Origin of the sequence: Nocardioides endophyticus (assembly GCF_039543845.1) — a bacterium.
In the GTDB taxonomy this organism is placed as follows: domain Bacteria; phylum Actinomycetota; class Actinomycetes; order Propionibacteriales; family Nocardioidaceae; genus Nocardioides; species Nocardioides endophyticus.
The window spans coordinates 167585-189442 of the sequence record NZ_BAABKN010000036.1; the positions used below are offsets into that span (position 1 = coordinate 167585).

Consider the following 21858-nt stretch of genomic DNA (forward strand, 5'->3'; position numbering starts at 1 on the left):
GACGATGCCGGATGAGTGGTCCCCGTCCTTAGACTGTTGCGTATGGCGAACACGCAGGCACCGCGGATCGGCGACCTCATCCGAGCCGGCGAGCGGTCGTTCTCCTTCGAGTTCTTCCCGCCGAAGGACGAGGCCGGCGAGGTCCAGCTGTGGCAGGCGATCAGCGAGTTCGAGCCCTACCGCCCGACGTTCGTCTCCGTGACGTACGGCGCCGGCGGCTCCACCCGCGAGACCACGGTCCGGGTCACCGGCCGGATCGCGACGGAGACCTCGCTGACGCCGCTCGGCCACCTCACCTGCGTCGGCCACACCCGCGAGGAGCTCGAGGGCATCCTGGACGCGTACGCCGAAGCCGGCGTGCACAACGTGCTGGCCCTGCGGGGCGACCCGGCCGAGGGTCCCCGGGCCGAGTGGGCGCCGACCGAGGGCGGGCTCAACTACGCCCAGGAGCTCGTCGAGATGGCGAGCGCTCGCCACGAGTTCAGCGTCGGGGTGGCCGCGTTCCCGGAGGGCCACCCGTCGGCCGAGTCGCTCGACCACGACGCCGACGTACTGGTCGCGAAGGCGCGGGCCGGTGCGGAGTTCGCCGTCACCCAGATGTTCTTCCGCGCGTCCGACTACTTCGCGCTGGTCGAGCGGGTCCGGGCCCGCGGGGTCGACATCGCGATCCTGCCGGGCATCATGCCGATCCTGAACCTCAACGCGATCCGTCGCCAGGGTGAGCTGATCGGCACCGAGGTGCCGGCCGAGATCATCGACCGGATCTCCGCCCACGAGGGCGATCCGGTCGCCGTACGCGCCGAGGGCATCAAGATCGCGGTCGAGCTGTGCGACGAGCTGCTCGCCGGCGGCGCGCCGGGCCTGCACTTCTACACGCTGAACCGGTCGAAGGCGACGCGCGAGATCTTCGCCGCCCTCAACATGTCGGTCTGAGCTCGGCCGCGGCGTCGGCGGCGTACCCACGGACGAAATGGTCGTGCGGCGGTCCCGGAGGCAACCAGATCGTCCGTGGCTATCCCGACGCGACCACCTACGCCGGCCCGACCTCAGCCGCCACCAGCGCGGCCGACAGCCCCACGAACGGCAGCCCGGCCCCGGGAGTGGCGTGGGCGCCCGCGGCGTACACGCCGGCGATCGGGGTGCGCGGCCCGAGCCGCTGACGCACGGTCGCGCGGCCCTGCCACAGCACGCCCATGGGTGAGCCTCCCCAGCGTTCGACCTGCTCGCGCGGGCTGAGGTCGACCCGCTCCACCACCTGCTTGCGGACGTCGATCCGGTGCCGCGCCAGCGCGCGCAGGATGTCCTCGGAGAGTCGACCACGCCCGTGCACCGTCAGCGTCGACGCGCCGGAAGGAGCCCGCCCCCCGGTGCGCACGACGAGCGTGGCCTCGCCGTGGAGCACCAGCTCATGCGGCAGGTCCGGCAGGTCACCCTCCAGCCCCAGGTGTGCGACCACCGGCGGGATCGCCGGCATGGTGCGCGCGACGTACGCCGCCAGCGCGGGCAGCCCGCGCGGGTCGACGGCGCACACGACGACGTCGGCGTCGAGCGAGCCGACGCTGGTCTCCACGGCAACGACCCGGCCGTCGCGGACGACGAGGTCGGTCGCCTTCGTGCCGGTCAGGGTGGTGACCTTCCGCGTCGTCAGCCGGTCGGTGAGCGCGGCGCCGAGCCGGGCCATCCCGCCCTCGACGGTCCAGGCGCCGAACCGCTGCTCGACGTACGCCGTCGAGCCCGCCCACGCCGGCACGTTGCGAAGGTCGTGTCCCTCGGCGACGAACGGGTGCCCCGCCACCAGCCGCAGCCGCTCGTCCTTGAAGGTCTTCTTCAGCCGCTTGAAGAGCATCTCCCGGCTGTCGAGCCGCGCGGCCAGGTTGCGGGGCAGGTCGTCCGGCGACCAGGGATTCTCGAGATAGCCCCGGCGCAGCACCTCCCAGTCGTCGGCGTACGACGCGACGTGGTCGACCCACCGCTGCCCGAGGCCGCGGCTGAGCCCGTCGAACGCTGCGAGCTGGCCCGCCCGCCCGCTCGGCACCACGACCGACGAGCCGTCGGCGAACCGGTGCTCGCGGATGCAATCGAGCGGCACCAGCTCCAGCTCACGCTCGATCGGCCGGCCGGACTTGCGGAAGAGGTCGCGCAGGACGGCGGGCAGCAGCGTGTACGTCGGTCCTGCGTCCCAGGCGAACTCGCCTGCGGTCACCTCCGACAGCGGCCCGCCCAGGCCGGCCGAGCGCTCGACCAGGGTGACCTCGTGTCCGAGCTTGGCCAGCCGGAGGGACGCCGCCAAGCCGCCGAAGCCGCCGCCGACCACCACCACCCGTGCCATCGGGTGCTCAGGCCTCCGCGTCGATGACGCGCGCGAGCGAGCCCTCGTCGCGACCCACGACGGTGGTGCCGTCCGCGGCCGTGATGATCGGTCGCTGGATCGTCCGCGGATGCGCCGCCAGCGCGGCCAGCCACTCGGCGCGGTGCTCGGCGTCCCTCGGCAGGTCGATGCCCTCCTCGCGCGCCTCCTTCGGACGAGCGACGTCCCACGGCTCGAGGCCCAGCCGCTCGATGACGGCACCGAGCTCGTCGACGGTCGGCGGCTCGTCGAGGTAGCGGCGCACCGTGTAGTCGACCCCGGCCCGGTCGAGCTCGGCGACGGCCGTGCGGCACTTCGAGCACGCCGGGTTGAGCCAGATCTCCATCACTCGACCTCGATCTCGGGCGCCCCGGTCATCGCCACGAGCTCGTCGTACGTCGTGGAGTAGACGGCGGCCGGGTGCCCGGCGCCGGCCCAGATGACGTCGTACGTGCGCAGCCAGGGATCGAGGTACGTCGGCACCGGAGCCGGGTGGCCGATGGGGGAGACTCCGCCGATCACCTGGCCGGTGTGCTCGCGCACGAAGTCCGGCGTCGCCCGCTTGAGTTTGCTCACACCGAGCGCCGTCGCGACCTTGGTGGTGTCGACGCGGTGGGCACCCGACGTCAGAATGAGCACCGGCGTCGTGTCGGCGTCGAAGAGCAGACTGTTCGCGATCGCACCGACCTCGCACCCCAGAGCCTCGGCCGCGAGCGCCGCGGTGTGCACCGAGTCGGGCAGGATGACGATCTCACCGGTGCCGCCACGTCGCGTGTGGTCGTCGCGGAAGCGGGTGATCGACGGGTGTTCGGTGTTCATGGTCGAGACCCTAGGGCAGCGTGCTGCCCCAGGAGCGCGACCGGTGACGAGGAGGAGACGCATGAGTCAGGACCGGCCCGCATCGGTGACGATGGCGGTGTGGATGACCTGGGCACTGGTCGTGCTGTCGGGAGTGATCGCGCTCCTGTCCCTCGTCTTCAAGAGCGAGCTGACGGACGCGTGGAAGTCGGGCCGCGTGAACTCGGGATCGGTGGAGCCGCCGGCGATCGTGCCGGTCGTGGTCGTCATGCTGATCGTGGTGGCCCTGCTCGCCCTCGTCCTGATGGAGTTCTTCCGCTCCCGGCACGGGTGGGCTCGAGCAGCGCTCACCGTGACGGTGGTGCTGATGGCGCTGAGCACCCTGGCCACCCTCCGGATCGGACCGCCGACGCTCTTCGTGGTGCTGTCGGTCCTCGGCCTGGTGATCCAGGCGGGCGTTGTCGGTGCGCTCTGGCACCGTGACACCTCGGCGTACCTGCGCGAGCCGGCCGCCGAGCCCGCCGGCACCTGACGCGTCATCTGCGTCGGCTTCGTCCGCACTCTTGACGCGGTGTCGGAGGGCGGGTGTACCTTGATGGCGTTCGAACATGTGTTCGAACGCGGTTCGGCGGAGGTGACCTCGACCCTCGCCTCCGCCGGGCCGGCGCTACCCGGAGAGGTGCCCGATGAACCCCTACGCACTGCCCGCGACCACCCACTCCTACCTCGCCCGTGCGGCCGAGTCGCTGAGCGAGGCCGTCGCCGCGACCGAGGCTCCTGTCCGCTACGCCTGCGCCCACGTGGCGGCGCTGCGGGCAGCGGCCGCGTTGCTGTCGGCGCGCGCCCGCCCCGCGGCCAGCCGCGGCCGGCGTCCGCAGAAGAATGCCTGGGTGCTGCTCACCGAGGTGGCGCCCGAGCTCAGCGAGTGGGCCACCTTCTTCGCCGGCGGCGCCGCCAAGCGGGCCGCGGCCGAAGCCGGGTCGAGCCGAGTGGTCGCCGAGCGGGAGGCCGACGACCTGGTCCGCGACGCCGACCGGTTCCTGGCGGTGATCGAGCGCTCCCTCGGGTTGGTGCCGCACCTGCCGTTGGAGATCCGGGCTGCGGCGGTGCGCGCGGGCTGAAGCCCTCTAGGGTTGGCGCATGACCGACAGCGCCCGGCCCAGCGAACGCCGCTCGGCGGCTCGCACCTCCGTCGTCTGGGATGCCGTACGACCGCACGTCTCAGCGGGTGCCGACGTCCTCGACATCGGCGGCGGCACCGGCGGCTTCGCGGTCCGGGTCGCCGAGCTCGGGGCGCGGGTCACGGTCGTCGACCCCAGCCCGGACGCGCTGGCGGCGTTGGCCCGACGTGCCCGCGAGCTCTCGGTCGAGGTCTCCGCACAGCAAGGCGATCTGTCGTCGCTGCTGGAGGTCACCGGGCCCAGCAGCGCCGACCTGGTGCTGTGTCACGGCGTGCTCGAGGTCGTCGACGACCCGGCCGCCGCCCTGGCGACCCTGCGTCAGGTGCTGCGCCCCGGTGGTGTCCTCAGCCTGCTGGTCGCCCAGCGGCACGCGGCCGTGGTCGCCCGGGCGATGGCCGGCCACTTCGCGCAGGCGAAGGCGCTGCTCGATGCCGGACCGGGGGAGCGCGACGGTCGCGCGGGCCACCGCTTCACGGCCGACGAGGTGACCGCAGTGGTCTTCGCTGCGGGTTTCGCGGTCGAGTCCGTCCACGGCGTACGCGTGTTCGCCGACCTGGTCCCGGGCTCCCTGCTCGACCTCGAACCCGGTGCCACGGCCGCCCTGGTCGACCTCGAACGAACCGTCTCCGAGCGCCCGGAGTACCTGCCGCTGGCGGCCCAGCTGCACCTGATGGCGCGCTGAGCCTGTGCTGCCGGCATGGGCAGGGACCGTTGTCCGGATTGTTACCGGGGTAAATTACCGATCCCGGCTACCGGGATGCCCAGCCGCTGCCTAGACTTGGTGTCGCCGGAGAAGATCTGTCCGGCGATGACCCTGGGGAGGAACGGTGCCACTCTCGGAAGAGGAGCTCCGACTGCTCGAGCAGATGGAGCGCGCCCTCGTCGAGGAAGACCCCAAGTTCGCCTCGACGTTGCGCGGCACGGCCTTCCGCCGGTCCGCCCGTCGCCGGGCGATCATCGCGGGCGTCTGTTTCGCTGGCGGTGTCGCGGTCCTGATGACCGGTGCCGTCGCGAGCATCCCGGTGCTCGGCATCGCCGGCTTCGTGGTGATGCTGGTCGCGGCCACCGTGGCGCTCGCGTCGCTGCGTGGTCAGCACGGCCCCGCCGCTGCCGACCCCCGCGCGAGCCACCCCAGCCGCGGCGGTTTCACCGTCATCGACGGTGGTCGTCGTACCAAGCGATCGCGCTCCTCCGCCTCGCACGGCTCCTTCATGGACCGGATGAACGAGCGCTGGAACCGCCGTCGAGACTCCGGCGGGTTCTAGCAAGGACGCGCCAGGCGCACGAATCCACTGTAGACCCGGCCAAGATCCTCGGCCGGGTCGTTCTCGTTTCAGGCCAGCGGACTACCCCGACCATGCGGCCTCACGTCACGTGATCGACGACCCCGCCGAACTTCGCCTCGAGGGTGCCGGGGGAGGTACGGCGGCGGCGCGATGACAGGACGGTGCGCGGCCACCAGGCGGCCCGGCGTCGGGCGGATCGCGGAGCGCCGCCCGCGAGGGCGGCGACGCACGCCTCGCCGTCGGCGCGCAGCCGCACCGGGTCGAAGGTCGCACCGGAGCGCGAGTAGCGGTCCAGCTCGAGCGTGTGCACGAGGCGGTCGAGAGCGCTCACTGCCTCGGGGGCGAGCTGGGGCCCGTGCGTCGGACGCTCGGCCGTCTGGGGTCCGACGGGCGCGCCGAAGTGCTCGACGAGCACGGCCCGGGTGGCCCGGGGCGACCGGCTTCGCGGCCAGGGGACGCCGAGGTCGACGGCGGTGTCGTGCAGCTCCGCCCAGATCGGCTCCGCGAAGCCCGACGACAGGCGCCGTTCGCGCCGTCGCGACCGGAGCGTCCGGGGCAGCAGCAGGCCGCCGGCGACCACGAGCAGCCCGCCCAGACCACCGAGCACCGGCAGCCACGCGATGCCGGGGCCGGCACTGGCCTCGTCGTCGGCCGCGGCCGCCGCGCTCTCGCTGTCGCGCGGCCGACTCGGCTGCACCGGTCCCGATGTGCTCGCCGAGGCGGACGGCGAGTCGCTGGGCCCCTCCTCCGCGCCGGAGCCGGGGACGGTGTACCCCGGCACGTCCTCGGCGCGCCCGGACGGCGTCGGCTCGAACCGCACCCAGCCGGCACCGTCGAAGTAGAGCTCGGGCCATGCGTGCATGTCGCGGCTGCTGTAGACCCAGCTGTTCGGCCCGTCGGGGTCCGGGTTCAGGAAGCCGATCCCGAGCCGGGCCGGGATGCCGAGCTCCCGCGCCATCACGCCCATCGCCGAGGCGAACTGCTCGCAGTAGCCGGTCCGGCCCCCGGGTCCGTCGGACAGGAACTCGACAAGCGCGTCGCTGCCGTTGCCGCTCGGCGCCTGGTCGAGCGAGTAGGTGAAGCCGCCGTCGTCGCGGAACCAGTTCTGCAAGGCGACCGCCTTCTCGTACGGTGTGGTCGCGTCCTGGGTGACCTGTACCGCCAGGTCGTGCACGATCGGCGGCAGGTCATCGGGCAGGTCGGTGAAGATGTCGCTGACCTTGCCGGCCGGAGGCCCGGCGTCGGCCAGCCGCTCGGAGGTGAGGTCGAGGTCGACGGCGGTCATCGAGTAGTTCAGCGAGGCGGCGCTCAGGTCGTCGTCTCCGGCGATGAAGTCCATCGTCTTGTCGTCGTAGCGCCAGTTGCCGTCGGCCACGACGCGGCTGATCGGCGGCTGGGTCGGCAGCCAGCGTGAGTCGAAGTCAGGCAGCACCGACACGTCGTACGGGTACTCCTTGCGGCTGACGTCCGCGGAGACGCCCTGGGGAGGCGGCATCTGGCCGTCGGCGAGGTGGTCCGACGGCACCTCACGGTTGCCGGGGCTCCACTCGGCGTCGTTGAAGCGGGTGAGCGTCAGGATCCGGAGGTACGACGGGTCGGGGTCGTTGGTCGTGACCCGGATCAGCGGGATGTCCTCACCCTGCCTGAGGTCGCGGACCAGGTCGGCCACCGGGTTGTCGACCCGGATGTCGTCACCCCCGCCGCCGCCCGGTCCGAAGTCGAAGAGGTGCACGCCGGTCGCCGGGATCAGGACCGGGAGGAGCACGGCGAGCGCCGTGGCCGCTCCGCCGACGAGCCCGGCGGTGCCGCGCACGGTGGACGCGCCGCCGCCGAAGGCGATCGGGTCGCCGGTCTCCTGGTCGATGCCGAGCGGGCGTCCCCAGCGCGACACCTGGTCGCTCTCCTGGAGGAAGAGCAGGAACAGGAAGCCCACTGCCGTCACGGCGAAGATCCACCAGCTGACCGCGTCCCCGACCATCCCGACCGGGATCGTGAAGACGGCCAGGAGCGGCAACCCGGCCAACGGCGCCCGGTGCAGGGTGCAGGCGAGCAGGTCGACGAGCAGGAGGCAGGCGAGGCCCCCGAGGATCAGCAGTGGGTCGACCGGCGGCGCTTCGGCCGGCACCGGGGCCGCGAAACCCTGCGCGGTGTCCATCGCGTCGCTGATCGTCGCGGTGAGCTCGGACCAGGCCCCGCCGATCGGCAGTGGCGAGCCCGTCAGCAGGAGGCTGGTCAGGACCCCGGTGACCGCGAGCTGGAAGAGGACGACCAGCGGTCCCGGCCAGCGCCACCACCGCGCTGCGGTGCCGGTGCCGGCGACCACCGCGGCGAGCAGCAGCAACGGGTTGAGGAAGCTGCCGGGCGTGACGGTCAGGTCGCGCCACGCCGACATCGCGAGCCAGGTGGTGCCCGCCGCGACGAGGGCGACGAGGATGTTGGTGCTCAGGTGACCCCGCGAGCGGCTCATGTCGCCACCCCCTCCTGGCGCGAGCTCTGCACCCGCGAGCTCTGGGTGCTGGTGTGGGCGAGCTCCTGCCAGACGGCCTCGAGCCGGTCGCGGGGGCGCAGGGCGGCGGCCCGCCAGCCCTGCTGGGCCAGGATCCGGGTCGTTCCATCCGCCGCGGGAGCACCGATCCAGGCGTTGACGTCGACGGCCACCGCCACGGCGGAGCCGGCGTGGTGCTGCATCCGCCGCAGCACGGGCAGGTCGGTCGTCTCGACGGCACCGAAGACGGCGACGGTGAGGCCGCCATGGGCGCCCTCGCCGAGCCACCCGGTCTCGAGCCGCGGCTGCGAGACCGGTTGTACGACGGCCAGCGACTCGAGCAGGGGGCCGGTGTTGAGGTCCGCGCCGCGGACGTGCCAGGCGCTGCCGGACTCCTCGCCGGTCGCCGTGACGAGGCGGACGGCGAAGCCGCGATGTGTCAGGTGTACGGCGATCGACGCGGCCGCCGACACCGCCGCCTCCAGCGACGACGCGATGCCCTGGCCCCGGTGGGCGACGCCGCGGTTGTCGAGGAAGAGCGTCGCCCGCGACTGCCACGGCTGCTCCTCGCGGCGAACCATCAGCTCGCCGAGCTTGGCCGAGCTGCGCCAGTGGACGCGGCGCAGGTCGTCGCCCTGGCGGTACTCCCGAACGGTCACGTCCTCGGCGCTGCCCGTCGCGAACGCGCGCGGGCGGTTGTCGCCGGAGCCCGTCCAGGCGCCGCCGAGCGGGATGTGGGGGAGCGGGACCGTGCGGGGGGTCACCGTCAACGGCACCGTGGTGCGGAAGGTGCGGCCCAGCTCGACCAAGCCGAACGGGTCGCTCACCCGCACCGACATCGGTCCGATCTCGAAGCGGCCGCGTACGTCGGAGCGCACCTGGTAGCTCACGGAGTGCCGCCACCCCTGGCTGATGCCCTCGAGCACGAACCGAGGCCGGGTGCCCAGGACATAGGGCACCTGGTCCTCGAGGAGGAGGACGCCGTTGGGCGCCAGGCCGTCGTTCGCAAGGGCGAGCGTGACCCGCGCCGACTGGCCGGCCGAGACCAGCTGCGGTGCCACCGTGCGCACCAGCGTCAGCCGGTAGCGGTTGCGCGCGAGGGCGGCCACGGTCAGCAGGGTCAGAGCCAGCAGCAGCACACCGACTCGCGCGAGCGTGGCCTGGTCGAGGATGACGGCGCAGACGATCGCGGTCACACCGGCAGCCAGGAACGCCCGCCCGCGGACGGTCATCCCGGCCAGAGCCTCTCTCATCAGCCTTCTCTCGTCAGCCTTGACTCATCAGGACCGGCTCCCCGTCGTCAGCGGGCGTCGGGTACGGGCACGGCCGCGACGATGGCGTCCAGGATCGCGGTCGTCGACCGGCCGCTCATCGCGGCCTCGACGCTCGGCAGCAGCCGGTGGGCGAGCACCGGACGGGTCAGGCGGTGTACGTCGTCGGGCAGCACGTAGTCGCGGCCGTCCATCGCGGCGACCGCCTTCGCGGCGCGGACCAGGTGCAGCGTCGCACGGGGCGAGGCGCCCAGCGAGAGCTCCTCGGAGCGACGGGTGGCGGCGTTGATGGCGACGGCGTACCGCTGCACCGCGGTCGAGACGTGGACCTGGTTGACGATGCCGATCAGCTTGCGCAGCTCCGCGGCGTCGGTGACCGGCTCGAGGTCGTCGAGCGGGTTGGCCCCGGTGTGCGAGCTCAACATCGCGATCTCGGCGGCCTCGACCGGGTAGCCGACCGAGACTCGCGCCATGAACCGGTCGCGCTGGGCCTCGGGGAGGGCGTAGGTGCCCTCCATCTCGATCGGGTTCTGGGTCGCGATCACCATGAACGGCTGCTCGAGGTAGTACGTGTTGTTGTCGACCGTGACCTGACGCTCCTCCATGCACTCCAGGAGCGCGGACTGCGTCTTGGGCGAGGCGCGGTTGATCTCGTCGCCGACCACGATGTTGGCGAAGATCCCGCCGGGGCGGAACTCGAACTCGCGGGTGTTCTGGTTGAAGACCGAGACGCCGGTGACGTCGGAGGGCAGCAGGTCCGGGGTGAACTGGATCCGGCGCACCGAGCAGTCGATGCTGCGCGCCAGCGCCTTGCTCAGCATGGTCTTGCCGACCCCGGGCACGTCCTCGATCAGCAGGTGACCCTCGGCGATGAGCACGGTGAGCGCGGAGGAGACCACGTCGGGCTTGCCCTCGATCACCCGCTCGATGTTGGCCCGCACCCTGCCGACGACCCTCGCCAAGGTCTCGAGGTCGGCCCCGCCCGTCACTCCGCCGCCCGCAGAACTGTCCACGTCGTCCCTTCCCCGCTGCCCGACCGCGTCGTATGACGCGGCCATCGCTGTGTCCCCACCGTAAGTCGTGGAGGGAAACCTACGTGGCCCGGCGGCTCCCACGCATCTGACTCCCGGGATCAGGTTCTGGTTGCGACGAACTCCCCACCACGCCCCACCACCCGCACCAGAACTCCCCACCGGCACACCACCCGAACATCGAGCGGGTCGCCGTACCCCTTCTGACCTGCGCAAACGCGTCTAGTGCTCGAGGAGCGCAGGCGCGGCCCGGAGCACGCCGAGGCCGCCGTACGCCGGAAAACGGCGCCGCAACACGCGTGAAGTGGTTGACGGTGGTGGAATGTGGAGTAATGTGGAGCGCAGTGGAGGAAGGGAGTGGTGCTCGTGTTCTTCATGGGCACCTACACCCCGAAGCTCGATGACAAGGGCCGGCTGTTCCTCCCCGCCAAGTTCAGGGACCGACTGTCGGAGGGGCTCGTGGTCACACAGGGACAGGAGAACTGCCTCGTCGTGTGGCCGACGGACGTCTTCATGGAGGAGGCCCGGCGAGCCCAGGCCACGCCGATGACGGTGCGTGGTGCGCGTGACTACGCCCGCATCCTCTTCGCCGGGGCCGACGAGGGATCGCTGGACAAGCAGGGCCGGATCGGCATCCCGGCCACGCTGCGGGAGTACGCCGCGCTGGAGCGCGACGTCGTCGTGATCGGCGTGATGGACCGGATCGAGATCTGGGATCCGGCCCGCTGGCGCGAGTACTCCACCGGAGCGCAGGAGAAGTTCGCCGAGCTCGACGAGCAACCAGCCTCACCGAACTGACGCTTCACCGAACTGACGCTTCACCGAACTACAGAGCGATCCGCAGGACGAGGTCTCGAGCCCGCTCCCGCGACATCTGGGGCACCTTCCCCGGTTCCAGATGTCACCTTCCTTCGGGAGCGGGCAGGGACCTGGTCAGGCGGATCGCACAACACCTCACTCGAGTACTTCCCCAGCACCACCACATCGAGGGTCGAGATCCACATGAGCATCGCCTCCGCGGCACCGTCGCCGCACACCACCGAGCCGACAGGCTCCACACCGGGTCCCGCGCCAGGTCCGGCACCTCGGGTGCGGCAGCAGGCCCGCGACGCGGCCACCTTGATGGTGTTCTCGGCGGCCACGTCGGTCGGGGTCGCGGTGGCCTTCCTGCTCCTCGCACTCGCGGCGCGACAGGCCTGAACATGAGCGAGCGCAGCGAGCTCATCATCCCAAGCAGCCCAGCTCGTGCCTCGCGCGCGCACGGAGCGAAGCGAGTACGCGCGTGAGCGTCCCCTCTCACGTCCCGGTCCTCTTGGACCGGGTCGTCGCTCTTCTGACGCCCGCCCTGGACCGCCCCGGCTCGGTGCTGGTCGACGCCACCCTCGGCCTCGGCGGGCACAGCGAGGCCGTGCTCTCGCGGATCGAGGCGACCCGCGTGATCGGGATCGACCGGGACCCGCAGGCCCTCGAGCTCGCGAGCAAGCGCCTGGCGCCGTACGGCGACCGGTTCACCGGCGTGCACGCGGTCTACGACGAGATCGAGGACGTCCTCGACGACCTCGGCCTGTCGGCGGTCGACGCGGTGCTCTTCGACCTCGGCGTCTCCTCCATGCAGCTCGACGTCCGCGAGCGTGGTTTCGCGTACGCCGAGGACGCACCCCTCGACATGCGGATGGACGGCACCGTCGGCATCACGGCCGCCGAGGTCCTCAACACCTACGAGCCCGCCGACCTGACCCGCATCCTGCGTGAGTACGGCGAGGAGAAGTTCGCCCGCAAGATCGCCGCCGCGGTCGTGCGCGAGCGGGCCAAGGGGCCCTTCACTCGCTCGGGCCGGCTGGTCGAGCTCCTTTACGCCGAGATCCCCGCGCCCGCACGTCGCACCGGGGGACACCCGGCCAAGCGCACCTTCCAGGCGCTGCGCATGGAGGTCAACGACGAGCTGGCCGTGCTGCGCCGGGCGATGCCCGCGTCGATCAACGCGATCAACGTCGGGGGCCGCGTGGTCGTCGAGTCCTACCACTCGCTCGAGGACCGGCTGGTCAAGCAGGCGTTCGTCGCCGCAACCCGCAGCGACGTCCCGGTCGACATGCCCTTCGTGCCGGAGGGGCACGAGCCGGCGCTGCGCCTGGTCACCCGGGGCAGCGAGAAGGCGAGCCCGGACGAGATCTCAGAGAACCCACGCGCCGCGTCGGTGCGGCTCCGCGTGATCGAGCGAGTGCGAGAGGGAGCAGTGGCATGAGCACACCCGCGATGCAGGTCCGGTCCCGGATCCCACGGCTCGCCGGGAGCGCCGTCGAGCGCGCCCGCCTCACCGTCGTTCCGCGACGGCGTACGGCGGCCGGCCGCGCGCCGTTCCTCGCCCTGGTCTCGATGGTGCTGCTCGGTGGCGTCGTCGGGCTGCTCCTCTTCAACACCTCGATGCAGCAGGCCTCGTTCGCCACCACCGCCCTGGAGCAGCAGTCCACCCGCCTCGCCGCTCGCGAGCAGAGCCTGTCGATGGACCTCGAGCGGCTGCGCAACCCCCAGCGGATCGCCGGCGCCGCCCTCAAGCTCGGGATGGTCCAGGCGTGCAGCCCGGCCTTCCTGCAGCTCGGCACCGGCAAGGTGACCGGCGCTCCGTGCTCCGACCCGAACCCGCTGCGGATCAACGGGCGACCTCCCGTCAAGCCGGCCGAGCTCAACCCGAAGACGAAGGTCGTCCGGGTCGAGGCCTCAGCCACGAGCGGCAACTCGGCGGGCGACACGGCCGCCGGCAACGCCGACCGGGCCGTGCGAGACGGTAAAAAGAAGAGCCGCTAGTTCACACCAGTCCCACCTGTCACCCGCCCGACCCTGACCGAGGAGCAGCCGTTGCCCGCGACCACGTCGCCCCGCGGCACCCGGCGGGGATCGCCGCAGCTGCGGCTGCGCGTCGGGTTCGTCGTGATCGCGATGCTGCTGTCCGTCTTCGGCGCACGGCTGGTGCAGCTGCAGGGGCTCGACCCCAACTCCTACGCGCAGATGGCGGCCGCGGCCGGCCAGCGCAACGTCGTGCTGCCGGCCGCGCGCGGCGACATCCTCGACCGCAACGGCGAGCCGCTCGCCGACTCCGTCGACGGCCTGATGGTGGTCGCGGACCCGAGGCTGACCGCGCCGGACGCCGCGGAGATCGCGACGTTCCTCTACCGGAAGCTGAACGTCGACTACCCCACGACGCTGGCCAAGCTCCGCGAGCACGAGATCGACGGCACGGAGGCGCGGTTCGAGTACATCGCCCGTCGGGTGCCGTCCACCATCGCGACGGAGGTCATAGAAGAGGCGAAGCGCCACGACTTCAAGGGCCTCGACACCCGCCGCGACCCGGTGCGCGACTACCCCGCGGGCGACGTAGGCGCCAACCTGGTCGGCTTCATCGGCACCGACGAGCCGCTGGCCGGCTTCGAGCGGACCTTCGACAAGCAGCTCTCCGGCACCGACGGGTCCGCCCGCTACGAGGTCGGCGGCGGCAACCGGCTCCCGCTCGGCGAGAGCACCGTCACCGACGCGGTCAACGGCAAGGACCTGAAGACCACCCTCGACCTCGACCTGCAGTGGTACACCCAGCGCGTGCTCCGCCAGACCGTCGAGGACTCCGGCGCCGAGTCCGGCTTCGCGATCGTGATGGACACGCGCAGCGCGGAGCTGCTGGCGGTCGCCGACTACCCGACGTACGACGCCAACAACGCGACCGCCTCCCCGAAGGCAGACCTCGGCTCACGCGCCCTGCAGGACGTCTACGAGCCGGGCTCGGTCGAGAAGGTGCTGACCGTCAGCTCGCTGATCGACCTCGGCCTCGTCTCGCCGCGGACCAAGATCGTGGTGCCCCCGGAGCTCAAGCGCGAGGACCGCGCGATCGGCGACTGGTTCCCGCACGGCACGATCCCGCTCACGCTCGCCGGCGTGATCGCGAAGTCGTCCAACATCGGCACGGTGCTCGCGGCCGACAAGTTCAAGCAGGGCCAGCTCGACGCCTACCTGCGCCAGTTCGGGCTCGGCCAGCGCACCGACATCGGCGTGCGTGGCGAGACGCCCGGCCTGCTGCCGCCCGGCAACACGTGGACCCACCAGATGCAGGACCGCATCGCCTTCGGCCAGTCGGTCTCGGTCAACGGCGCGCAGATGGCCGCCGCCGTCAACACGATCGCCAACGGCGGCGTGCGGATCTCGCCCAACGTGATCGAGGGCTCGGCGACGACCGACGACGGCAAGCAGGTCGGCACCGACCACGCCACCCGCAAGCGCGTGATCAGCGCCAAGGCCGCGCACCAGACGATGCTGATGATGGAGCGGGTGGTCGACCCCGACGTGGGAGTCGCTCCCGGCGCCGCCGTGCCCGGCTACCGGGTCGCCGGCAAGACCGGCACCGCCCAGCGGGTCGGCGCCGAGTGCGGCTGCTACGACGGCACCGACACCGTCTCCTTCGCGGGCTTCGCCCCGGCCGACGACCCGCGCTTCACGATCTACGTCGTGGTCCAGAACCCCGGCAACGGCGGCGGCGGTGGCTCGGTCGCCGGCCCGGCGTTCTCCAAGATCATGAGCTACGCACTCCGCCGCTACGGCGTACCACCCACGGGCACGCAGCCCTCCCGCCTCCCCGTCGATTGGTGACGGTCGTCCAGCGATAGGTTCACTTGGTGAGCGACGACGTGGTGGCCGTGACGCGGCCGGCGAACCCGGTGCGCACCTCGCTCGCGACTCTTGTCGCATGGCTGGGTGCCGACGTACGGGGCACGCTCGGCGACCTCAGCGTGACCGGCATCTCGCTCTCCTCGCAGCGGGTCCGACCCGGCGACCTGTACGCAGCGCTGCCCGGCGCCCGGGCGCACGGCGTGGACTTCGCCGGTGCCGCGGTCGAGTCCGGTGCGGTCGCGCTGCTGACAGACGCGGTCGGTGCGGAGCGAGCGGACGTCGACGTGCCGATCCTGGTCGTCGACAGCCCACGGGCCGTCCTCGGCCGCCTGGCCGCCCGGGTGTACGGCGAACCTGCGGCGGCGATGCGGATGATCGGGGTGACCGGCACCCAGGGGAAGACCACCACGACCCGCCTGCTCGAGGGCGGGCTCACCCAGACCGGGGCCACGGCGGCGGTGATCGGCACCGTCGGCACCCGGGTCGCCGGCGCGGACGTGAAGACGGCGCTGACTACACCGGAGGCACCGGACCTGCACGGGCTCTTCGCGATGATGCGTGAGCGTGGCGTCACGACCTGCGCGATGGAGGTCTCCAGCCATGCGCTCGTGATGGGCCGGGTCGACGGCGTCGTCTTCGACGTCGCGGTCTTCCTCAACCTCGGCCGTGACCACCTCGACTTCCACCGTGACATCGATGACTACTTCGACGCCAAGGCGTCCCTCTTCACCCCGCAGCGCGCGCGGCTCGGTCTCGTGAACGTGGACGACGAGCACGGCCGGCTGCTCCTCGAGCGCGCCACGATCCCGCTGCGCACCTTCTCCACGGACGGAGCCGACGCCGACTGGCGCGTCTCCGACGTCGAGCTGACGGCCGAGGGGTCGGCGTTCGTCATCACCACGCCCGCCGGGGACCGGATCTCCGCCGGCTGCCCGCTGCCCGGAGACTTCAACGTGTCCAACACGCTGGCCGCGGTGGCTGCGGCCGGGGAGGCCGGCCTGGACCCGGCCGTGGTCGCGGCCGGCATCGCCGACGGCGGAGGAGTCCCGGGCCGCCTCGAGCGGGTCGACGCAGGCCAGGACTTCGCCGTCGTCGTGGACTACGCGCACAAGCCGGACGCCGTCGCCGCGGCGATCCGGACCCTGCGCCCGCTCACCGACGGTCGGGTGATCGTGGTGCTCGGAGCCGGGGGGGACCGGGACCCCGGCAAGCGCCCGCTCATGGCCGAGATCGCCGCCCGGCTCGCCGACGTCTTCGTCATCACCGACGACAACCCGCGCACCGAGGACCCGGCCGCCATCCGCGCCGCGATGCTGGCGGGCATCAGCGAACCGGCTGCAGAGGTGATCGAGCTCGGCGACCGGCGGGCCGCGATCCGGGAGGCGGTCCGGATGGCTCGGGCGGGGGACATCGTCCTGATCGCCGGGAAGGGTCACGAGACCGGCCAGGAGATCGACGGTGTCGTGCACCCGTTCGACGACCGCGACGTCGTCCGCGAGGAGCTCGACGTCCCGAGCGACCGCTCGCTGCGCTCGCGCTTCCGGGGGGACACCGAATGATCCCGATGACCCTGCGGGAGATCGCCGACGCCGTGGACGGCACCGTGCGCCCCGACGTCGCCGACGTCGTGGTGAGCGGACCGGCGTACGTCGACACCCGGGCGGCCCTCGCCGACGGTCTCTTCGTCGCGGTGGCCGGTGAGCGCGTCGACGGCCACGACTATGCCGACGGTGCCCACGCGGTGCTCGGGAGCCGTGAGACCAGCGCGCCGACCGTGGTGGTCGCCGATCCGGTCGTGGCGCTCGGCCGGCTCGCCCGGCACGTCGTCGACCGGATCCCCGACGTCACCGTCCTGGCCCTGACCGGTTCACAGGGCAAGACCGGAACCAAGGACTACCTGGCACAGCTGCTCGCCGCGACCGGCCCGACCGTCGCGACCGCCGGCAACCACAACAACGAGCTCGGCGTCCCACTCACCGTGCTCGCCGCCGACGCGCAGACCCGCTACCTCGTGGTCGAGATGGGTGCCCGCGGCGTCGGGCACATCGCCTACCTGTGCGAGATCGCGCCGCCCGAGGTCGCGGCCGTGGTCAACGTCGGTACGGCGCACATCGGCGAGTTCGGCTCGCGCGACGCGATCGCGATGGCGAAGGGCGAGATCGTCGAGGCGCTGCCGGTCGGTGGGACCGCCGTGCTCAATGCCGGCGACGAGCTGGTGGCCGCCATGGCCTCCCGCACCGACGCTCGCATCCTCACCTTCGGGCGGGGTGGCGACGTCTCCGCGCGCCACGTCGAGGTCGACGACCTCGACCGGCCGTCGTTCGAGCTCGGTCACGCGGGGTCGTGGCACTCGGTCGCGCTGCGGCACACCGGCTCCCACCAGGTCGAGAACGCCCTGGCGGCCGCGGCGATGGCCGTCGCCGTCGGCCTGCCGATCGATCAGGTCGCGACGGGTCTGAGCGCCGCCGCGGCATCGTCCCCGAAGCGGATGGAGCTCCATGAGCGTGCTGACGGGCTGCTGGTGATCAACGACTCCTACAACGCCAACCCCGCGTCGACGACCTCCGCCATCGAGGCGCTGTCGGTGATCGGCCGGCGCAGCGGGCGCCGTACCGTCGCCGTGCTCGGCGAGATGCGCGAGCTCGGCGACAGTGCCCACGGGGGTCACGCCGAGGTGGGCAGCGCGGCCGCGGCGCTCGGGATCGACGTGGTCGTCGTGGTCGGCGAGCCTGCCGCAGGCATCGCCGACGGCCTGCGCTCCGCCGACCCGCCCTGGCACGGTGAGGCGATCGTCACGGCGGGGCGCGACGAGGCACTGGCCTGGGTGCGGAAGAATGTCGCGTCGCGGGATGTCGTCCTCGTCAAGGCGTCGAACGGTGTCGCGCTGTGGGTGATCGCAGAGGAACTGCTCGCCCGAGACCGAGCAGACCACGTGGAAGGAGGGGCGGACACGCCATGAGAGCAATCCTGTTCGGCGGCGGTCTGGCCCTGCTGATCTCGCTGCTCGGCACCCGGGGCGCGATCACCCTGTTCACCAAGTGGGGCTACGGCCAGGAGATCCGCGACGACGGACCCACCAGTCACCACACCAAGCGCGGCACGCCCACGATGGGCGGCGTCGTCATCATCCTGGCGACCGTGGTCGGCTACTTCTGTGCGCTGCTGATCACGCGTACGCCGCCCTCGGCCTCGGCCCTGCTGCTGCTCTTCCTCTTCGTCGGGATGGGCCTCGTCGGCTTCCTCGACGACTACATCAAGATCTCCAAGCAACGCAGCCTGGGCCTGCGCAGCAAGGCGAAGATGATCGGGCAGACCCTGGTCGCAGTCATCTTCGGCGTGCTCGCCCTGTCGCCGTGGCTCGAGGACGAGAACGGCGTGACGCCGGCCTCGGAGAAGATCTCGTTCCTGCGGGACATCAGCTGGCTGGCGCTGCCGACGGCGCTCGCCGTCCTGCTGATCTGGCTGATCGTCGTCGCCACCAGCAACGGCGTGAACCTCGCCGACGGGCTCGACGGCCTCGCCACCGGCGCCTGCACCATGGTGTTCGCGGCGTACATGATCGTGAACATCTGGCAGGGCAACCAGTTCTGCGGCAGCGACCCCACGCCGCTGTGCTACGACGTTCGAGATCCGCTGGACCTCGCGATCATCTCGGCGGCGCTCACCGGCGCCTGCTTCGGCTTCCTGTGGTGGAACGCGTCGCCCGCCCAGATCTTCATGGGCGACACCGGCTCGCTGTCCCTCGGCGGCGCGCTCGCCGGCCTGGCGATCCTGACCCGTACCGAGCTGCTGCTGGTGGTGCTCGGCGGTCTCTTCCTCGTGATCACGCTGTCGGTGATGATCCAGGTCGGCTTCTTCAAGCTCTCGCGAAGGTCCGGCCTGGTGCGCAAGGTGTTCCGGGTCCAGCCTGGCCACCGGGTCTTCCGGATGGCCCCGCTCCAGCACCACTTCGAGCTGCTCGGCTGGGAGCAGGTCACGATCGTGATCCGCTTCTGGATCATCACCGGGCTGTGCGTCGCCGGCGGTCTGGGCATCTTCTACGCCGAGTGGGTCGCTCGACTGTGACGCCTGAGAATCTCGGTCGGCACGACTCCTGGGAGGGCGTCCGCGCGGTCGTCGCCGGCTTCGGCGTGTCCGGGTTCGCCGCAGCCGACAACCTCAACCACCTGGGCGCGAGCGTCATCGCGCTCGATGAGTCCGACGCGGGCGAACGGGCCGAGAAGGCCGAGCTGCTCGAGGTGCTCGGCGCCGACGTACGCCTCGGCGAGGGTGCGACCGCCACGCTGCCCGAGGACGTCGACGTCCTGGTCACCTCGCCCGGCTGGAAACCAACCGCGCCGCTGCTCGCCCAGGCGGCGGCGCGCGGGATCCCCGTGTGGGGCGAGGTCGAGCTGGCCTGGCGGCTGCGTGACCCGAACCATGACACTCCCTGGCTGTGTGTGACCGGCACCAACGGCAAGACCACCACCGTGCAGATGCTCGACTCGATCCTGCGAGCCGCGGGACTGCGCAGCATCGCGGTCGGCAACGTCGGCCTGCCGATCGTCGAGGCGGTGATGGACCCCGAGCCGTACGACGTGTTCGCGGTCGAGCTGTCCAGCTTCCAGCTGCACTACACGGACTCCATGAGTGCCGAGTCGGCCGCCGTGCTCAACGTCGCCGAGGACCACCTGGACTGGTACTCCGGTCCGAGCGGGATGCGCGACTACGCCGCCGACAAGGGCCGCATCTACGAGCGCGTCCAGCGCGCCTGCGTCTACAACGTCGCCGACCCCGAGACCGAGCGACTGGTCCGGGAGGCCGACGTCATCGAGGGCGCTCGCGCGGTCGGCTTCACGCTCGGCATGCCCGGCGTCGGCATGGTCGGCCTGGTCGAGGAGATCCTCGCCGACCGCGCATTCATCGAGCAGCGCGACAGCAACGCCGCCGAGCTCTGCACGATCGCCGACCTCGCCTCGCCCGCGCCGCACTTCGTCGCCAACGCGCTGGCCGCGGCGGCACTGGCCCGCTCGCACGGGGTGTCCCAGGCGGCGGTGCGCGACGGGCTGCGCTCCTTCAAGCCTGACGGTCACCGGATCGCCGTCGTGGGGGAGCGGGACGGCATCACCTGGGTCGACGACTCCAAGGCCACCAACCCGCACGCCGCGCAGTCCTCGCTGCTCGCCTACGACTCCGTCGTCTGGGTGGCCGGCGGCCTGGCCAAGGGCGCCCGCTTCGACGACCTCGTGCTGGCCGTGCGCGACCGGCTGCGGGGCGTCGTACTTCTCGGCCGGGACCGCGACGTGATCGCCGACGCGCTTTCGCGACACGCTCCCGATGTGCCCGTCATCGTGGTCGGCGACGACGAGACTGGCGTAGTAGGTGGTGGGCATGCCATGGAGCGTGTCGTGGGCGCCGCAGCCGAGTTGGCCCGACCCGGCGACGCGGTCCTGCTGGCTCCCGGATGCGCGTCCATGGACATGTTCACCAACTACGCCGAGCGCGGCGACGCGTTCGCAGAAGCCGTACGACGCAGGCTCTGACGCCGCTGACCGGGAGGGGACACGCGATGACCGCCGCGAACCCTCTCGACGAGAGCCGGACTGCTGGCCGGCAGTCGTCGGTCCGGCACTGGTACGCCGTCGCCCGGGACGCGATCGACCGCCCGCTCACGGCGTACTACCTGCTGCTCGGCGCCTCCGCGCTGCTGCTCACCATCGGCCTGATCATGGTGCTCAGCGCCTCGAGCGTGTACTCCTACAAAGAGAACGACGGCAACTCCTACGCCGTCGTCACCCGTCAGCTCATCTGGGTCGCGATCGCGATCCCGTGTGCCTGGATCGCCTCGCGGCTGCCGATCGGCGCGGTGCGCCGGTTCGCCTGGCCGGCGCTGCTCGTCGCGATCGTGCTGCTCGCGCTGGTGCGGGTCCCCGGCCTCGGCGTCGAGGTCAACGGCAACAAGAACTGGCTCGGGGTCGGCCCGTTCACCATCCAGCCGGCCGAGATCGCCAAGCTCGCGATCGTGCTGTGGGCGGCGCACATCTACGCCCGCAAGGAGAAGCGGCTCGGCAGCCTGCACGAGCTGGTCTTCCCGGTCGTACTCGGCATCGGCCTGGTGATCGTGCTGGTCATGCTCGGCCGGGACCTCGGCACCGCGCTGGTGCTCTTCGCGATCCTGCTCGCCATGCTGTGGGTGGTGGGCGCGCCTGCCCGGCTGTTCACGATGTCGATCCTCGTGACGGGCGTGATCGCGCTCTACCTGGCGACGACCAGCGCACACCGTCTCGAGCGGCTCACCACCTTCACCGACCCGTTCAAGGACTTCCACAAGGCCGGCTGGCAGCCGGCGCACGGTCTCTACGCCCTGTCCTCCGGCGGATGGTTCGGCCAGGGGATCGGCGCCAGCCAGCAGAAGTGGGGAGACCTCCCCGAGGCCCACACGGACTTCATCTTCGCGGTCCTCGGTGAGGAGCTCGGCCTCGTCGGGACGCTGCTCGTGATCGCGCTCTTCCTGACCATCGCCTACGCCGCGATCCGGGTCGCCGCCCAGACGGCCGACCCGTTCGTGCGCTACCTGACCTTCGGGATCGTCGTCTGGCTGCTCGGCCAGATGATCATCAACGTCGGCATGGTGCTCGCGCTGCTCCCCGTCATCGGCATCCCACTTCCGCTGGTCTCGTACGGCGGCTCCGCGCTGGTGCCGTCCCTGGTCGCGCTGGGTCTGCTGATCGGGTTCGCGCGCCGTGACCCGGAGGCCGCCCGGGCGCTCGCCCAACGCAAGAAGGCTCGGTCGGCCGGCCTCTCGGCCGGGCGAGTGCCTCACTAGAGTT

21 protein-coding genes are annotated in these 21858 nt (G+C 71.7%); 15 read left to right on the plus strand and 6 right to left on the minus strand.

Annotation, left to right across the window (positions count from 1 at the left end):
* The first annotated feature begins 42 nt into the window (after positions 1–42).
* Positions 43–933 (plus strand): methylenetetrahydrofolate reductase [NAD(P)H], encoded by an 891-nt coding sequence (gene metF / locus ABEA33_RS25320; protein WP_345529890.1) that lies wholly within the window; start codon positions 43–45, stop codon positions 931–933.
* 97 nt (positions 934–1030) lie between these two features.
* Here metF and ABEA33_RS25325 read toward each other — a convergent pair whose 3' ends face one another.
* Genes ABEA33_RS25325 through ABEA33_RS25335 form a run of 3 tightly spaced genes read right to left on the minus strand, consistent with a single transcriptional unit; the run spans position 1031 to position 3166 of the window.
* On the minus strand, positions 1031–2329 hold the full coding sequence (locus tag ABEA33_RS25325) for a phytoene desaturase family protein (RefSeq protein WP_345529891.1): 1299 nt from the start codon (positions 2327–2329) through the stop codon (positions 1031–1033).
* Between the two features lie 7 nt (positions 2330–2336).
* Positions 2337–2693: an ArsC/Spx/MgsR family protein gene (locus tag ABEA33_RS25330; protein ID WP_345529892.1), complete on the minus strand. Its 357-nt coding sequence runs from the start codon at positions 2691–2693 to the stop codon at positions 2337–2339.
* Positions 2693–3166, minus strand: a complete 474-nt coding sequence (locus ABEA33_RS25335; protein ID WP_345529893.1) for a YbaK/EbsC family protein — start codon at positions 3164–3166, stop codon at positions 2693–2695. The genes ABEA33_RS25330 and ABEA33_RS25335 overlap by 1 nt, the downstream gene beginning before the upstream one ends.
* A 61-nt stretch (positions 3167–3227) precedes the next feature.
* Here ABEA33_RS25335 and ABEA33_RS25340 point away from each other — a divergent pair, with 61 nt between their 5' ends.
* The 4 genes from ABEA33_RS25340 (at position 3228) to ABEA33_RS25355 (ending at position 5591) form a co-directional block, all read left to right on the plus strand.
* A complete protein-coding gene (locus ABEA33_RS25340; RefSeq protein WP_345529894.1) occupies positions 3228–3677 on the plus strand; it encodes a hypothetical protein in 450 nt (149 codons plus the stop codon).
* 154 nt (positions 3678–3831) lie between these two features.
* Positions 3832–4266, plus strand: a complete 435-nt coding sequence (locus tag ABEA33_RS25345) for an SAV_6107 family HEPN domain-containing protein (protein ID WP_345529895.1) — start codon at positions 3832–3834, stop codon at positions 4264–4266.
* Between the two features lie 19 nt (positions 4267–4285).
* Positions 4286–5008 (plus strand): methyltransferase, encoded by a 723-nt coding sequence (locus tag ABEA33_RS25350; RefSeq protein WP_345529896.1) that lies wholly within the window; start codon positions 4286–4288, stop codon positions 5006–5008.
* Positions 5009–5153: 145 nt separating this feature from the next.
* Positions 5154–5591 (plus strand): DUF3040 domain-containing protein, encoded by a 438-nt coding sequence (locus ABEA33_RS25355; protein ID WP_345529897.1) that lies wholly within the window; start codon positions 5154–5156, stop codon positions 5589–5591.
* Between the two features lie 100 nt (positions 5592–5691).
* Here the strand turns inward: ABEA33_RS25355 and ABEA33_RS25360 are convergent, their stop codons facing one another.
* From ABEA33_RS25360 to ABEA33_RS25370, 3 genes are read right to left on the minus strand one after another with little or no spacing between them, the layout of a single operon-like run.
* Complete coding sequence (locus ABEA33_RS25360; protein ID WP_345529898.1) at positions 5692–8079, minus strand: transglutaminase TgpA family protein; 2388 nt, start codon at positions 8077–8079, stop codon at positions 5692–5694.
* Positions 8076–9350: a DUF58 domain-containing protein gene (locus ABEA33_RS25365; RefSeq protein ID WP_345529899.1), complete on the minus strand. Its 1275-nt coding sequence runs from the start codon at positions 9348–9350 to the stop codon at positions 8076–8078. The genes ABEA33_RS25360 and ABEA33_RS25365 overlap by 4 nt, the downstream gene beginning before the upstream one ends.
* Positions 9351–9397: 47 nt before the next feature.
* Entirely contained in the window at positions 9398–10381 is a 984-nt protein-coding gene (locus ABEA33_RS25370) for an AAA family ATPase (protein ID WP_425577476.1), read from the minus strand.
* A 384-nt stretch (positions 10382–10765) separates the two neighbouring features.
* Here ABEA33_RS25370 and mraZ point away from each other — a divergent pair, with 384 nt between their 5' ends.
* From mraZ to ftsW, 10 genes are all read left to right on the plus strand, one after another.
* Positions 10766–11197, plus strand: coding sequence for a division/cell wall cluster transcriptional repressor MraZ (mraZ, locus tag ABEA33_RS25375; RefSeq protein ID WP_345530054.1), 432 nt, complete (start codon positions 10766–10768; stop codon positions 11195–11197).
* A gap of 204 nt (positions 11198–11401) precedes the next feature.
* Positions 11402–11599, plus strand: a complete 198-nt coding sequence (locus tag ABEA33_RS25380) for a hypothetical protein (protein WP_345529900.1) — start codon at positions 11402–11404, stop codon at positions 11597–11599.
* A gap of 82 nt (positions 11600–11681) precedes the next feature.
* Positions 11682–12641, plus strand: coding sequence for a 16S rRNA (cytosine(1402)-N(4))-methyltransferase RsmH (gene rsmH / locus ABEA33_RS25385; protein ID WP_345529901.1), 960 nt, complete (start codon positions 11682–11684; stop codon positions 12639–12641).
* Complete coding sequence (gene ftsL, locus ABEA33_RS25390) at positions 12638–13201, plus strand: cell division protein FtsL (RefSeq protein WP_345529902.1); 564 nt, start codon at positions 12638–12640, stop codon at positions 13199–13201. Before rsmH ends, ftsL begins: the two co-directional genes overlap by 4 nt.
* Before the next feature lie 51 nt (positions 13202–13252).
* Positions 13253–15028, plus strand: coding sequence for a peptidoglycan D,D-transpeptidase FtsI family protein (locus tag ABEA33_RS25395; protein ID WP_345529903.1), 1776 nt, complete (start codon positions 13253–13255; stop codon positions 15026–15028).
* Positions 15029–15051: 23 nt separating this feature from the next.
* Entirely contained in the window at positions 15052–16608 is a 1557-nt protein-coding gene (locus ABEA33_RS25400) for a UDP-N-acetylmuramoyl-L-alanyl-D-glutamate--2,6-diaminopimelate ligase (protein WP_425577477.1), read from the plus strand.
* Between the two features lie 5 nt (positions 16609–16613).
* Entirely contained in the window at positions 16614–18008 is a 1395-nt protein-coding gene (locus ABEA33_RS25405) for a UDP-N-acetylmuramoyl-tripeptide--D-alanyl-D-alanine ligase (RefSeq protein ID WP_345529904.1), read from the plus strand.
* A complete protein-coding gene (gene mraY / locus ABEA33_RS25410) occupies positions 18005–19114 on the plus strand; it encodes a phospho-N-acetylmuramoyl-pentapeptide-transferase (RefSeq protein WP_345529905.1) in 1110 nt (369 codons plus the stop codon). The genes ABEA33_RS25405 and mraY overlap by 4 nt, the downstream gene beginning before the upstream one ends.
* Positions 19111–20571, plus strand: coding sequence for a UDP-N-acetylmuramoyl-L-alanine--D-glutamate ligase (gene murD / locus ABEA33_RS25415; protein ID WP_345529906.1), 1461 nt, complete (start codon positions 19111–19113; stop codon positions 20569–20571). Before mraY ends, murD begins: the two co-directional genes overlap by 4 nt.
* A 26-nt stretch (positions 20572–20597) precedes the next feature.
* Positions 20598–21854: a putative lipid II flippase FtsW gene (ftsW, locus tag ABEA33_RS25420; protein WP_345529907.1), complete on the plus strand. Its 1257-nt coding sequence runs from the start codon at positions 20598–20600 to the stop codon at positions 21852–21854.
* The last annotated feature ends 4 nt before the right edge of the window (positions 21855–21858 follow it).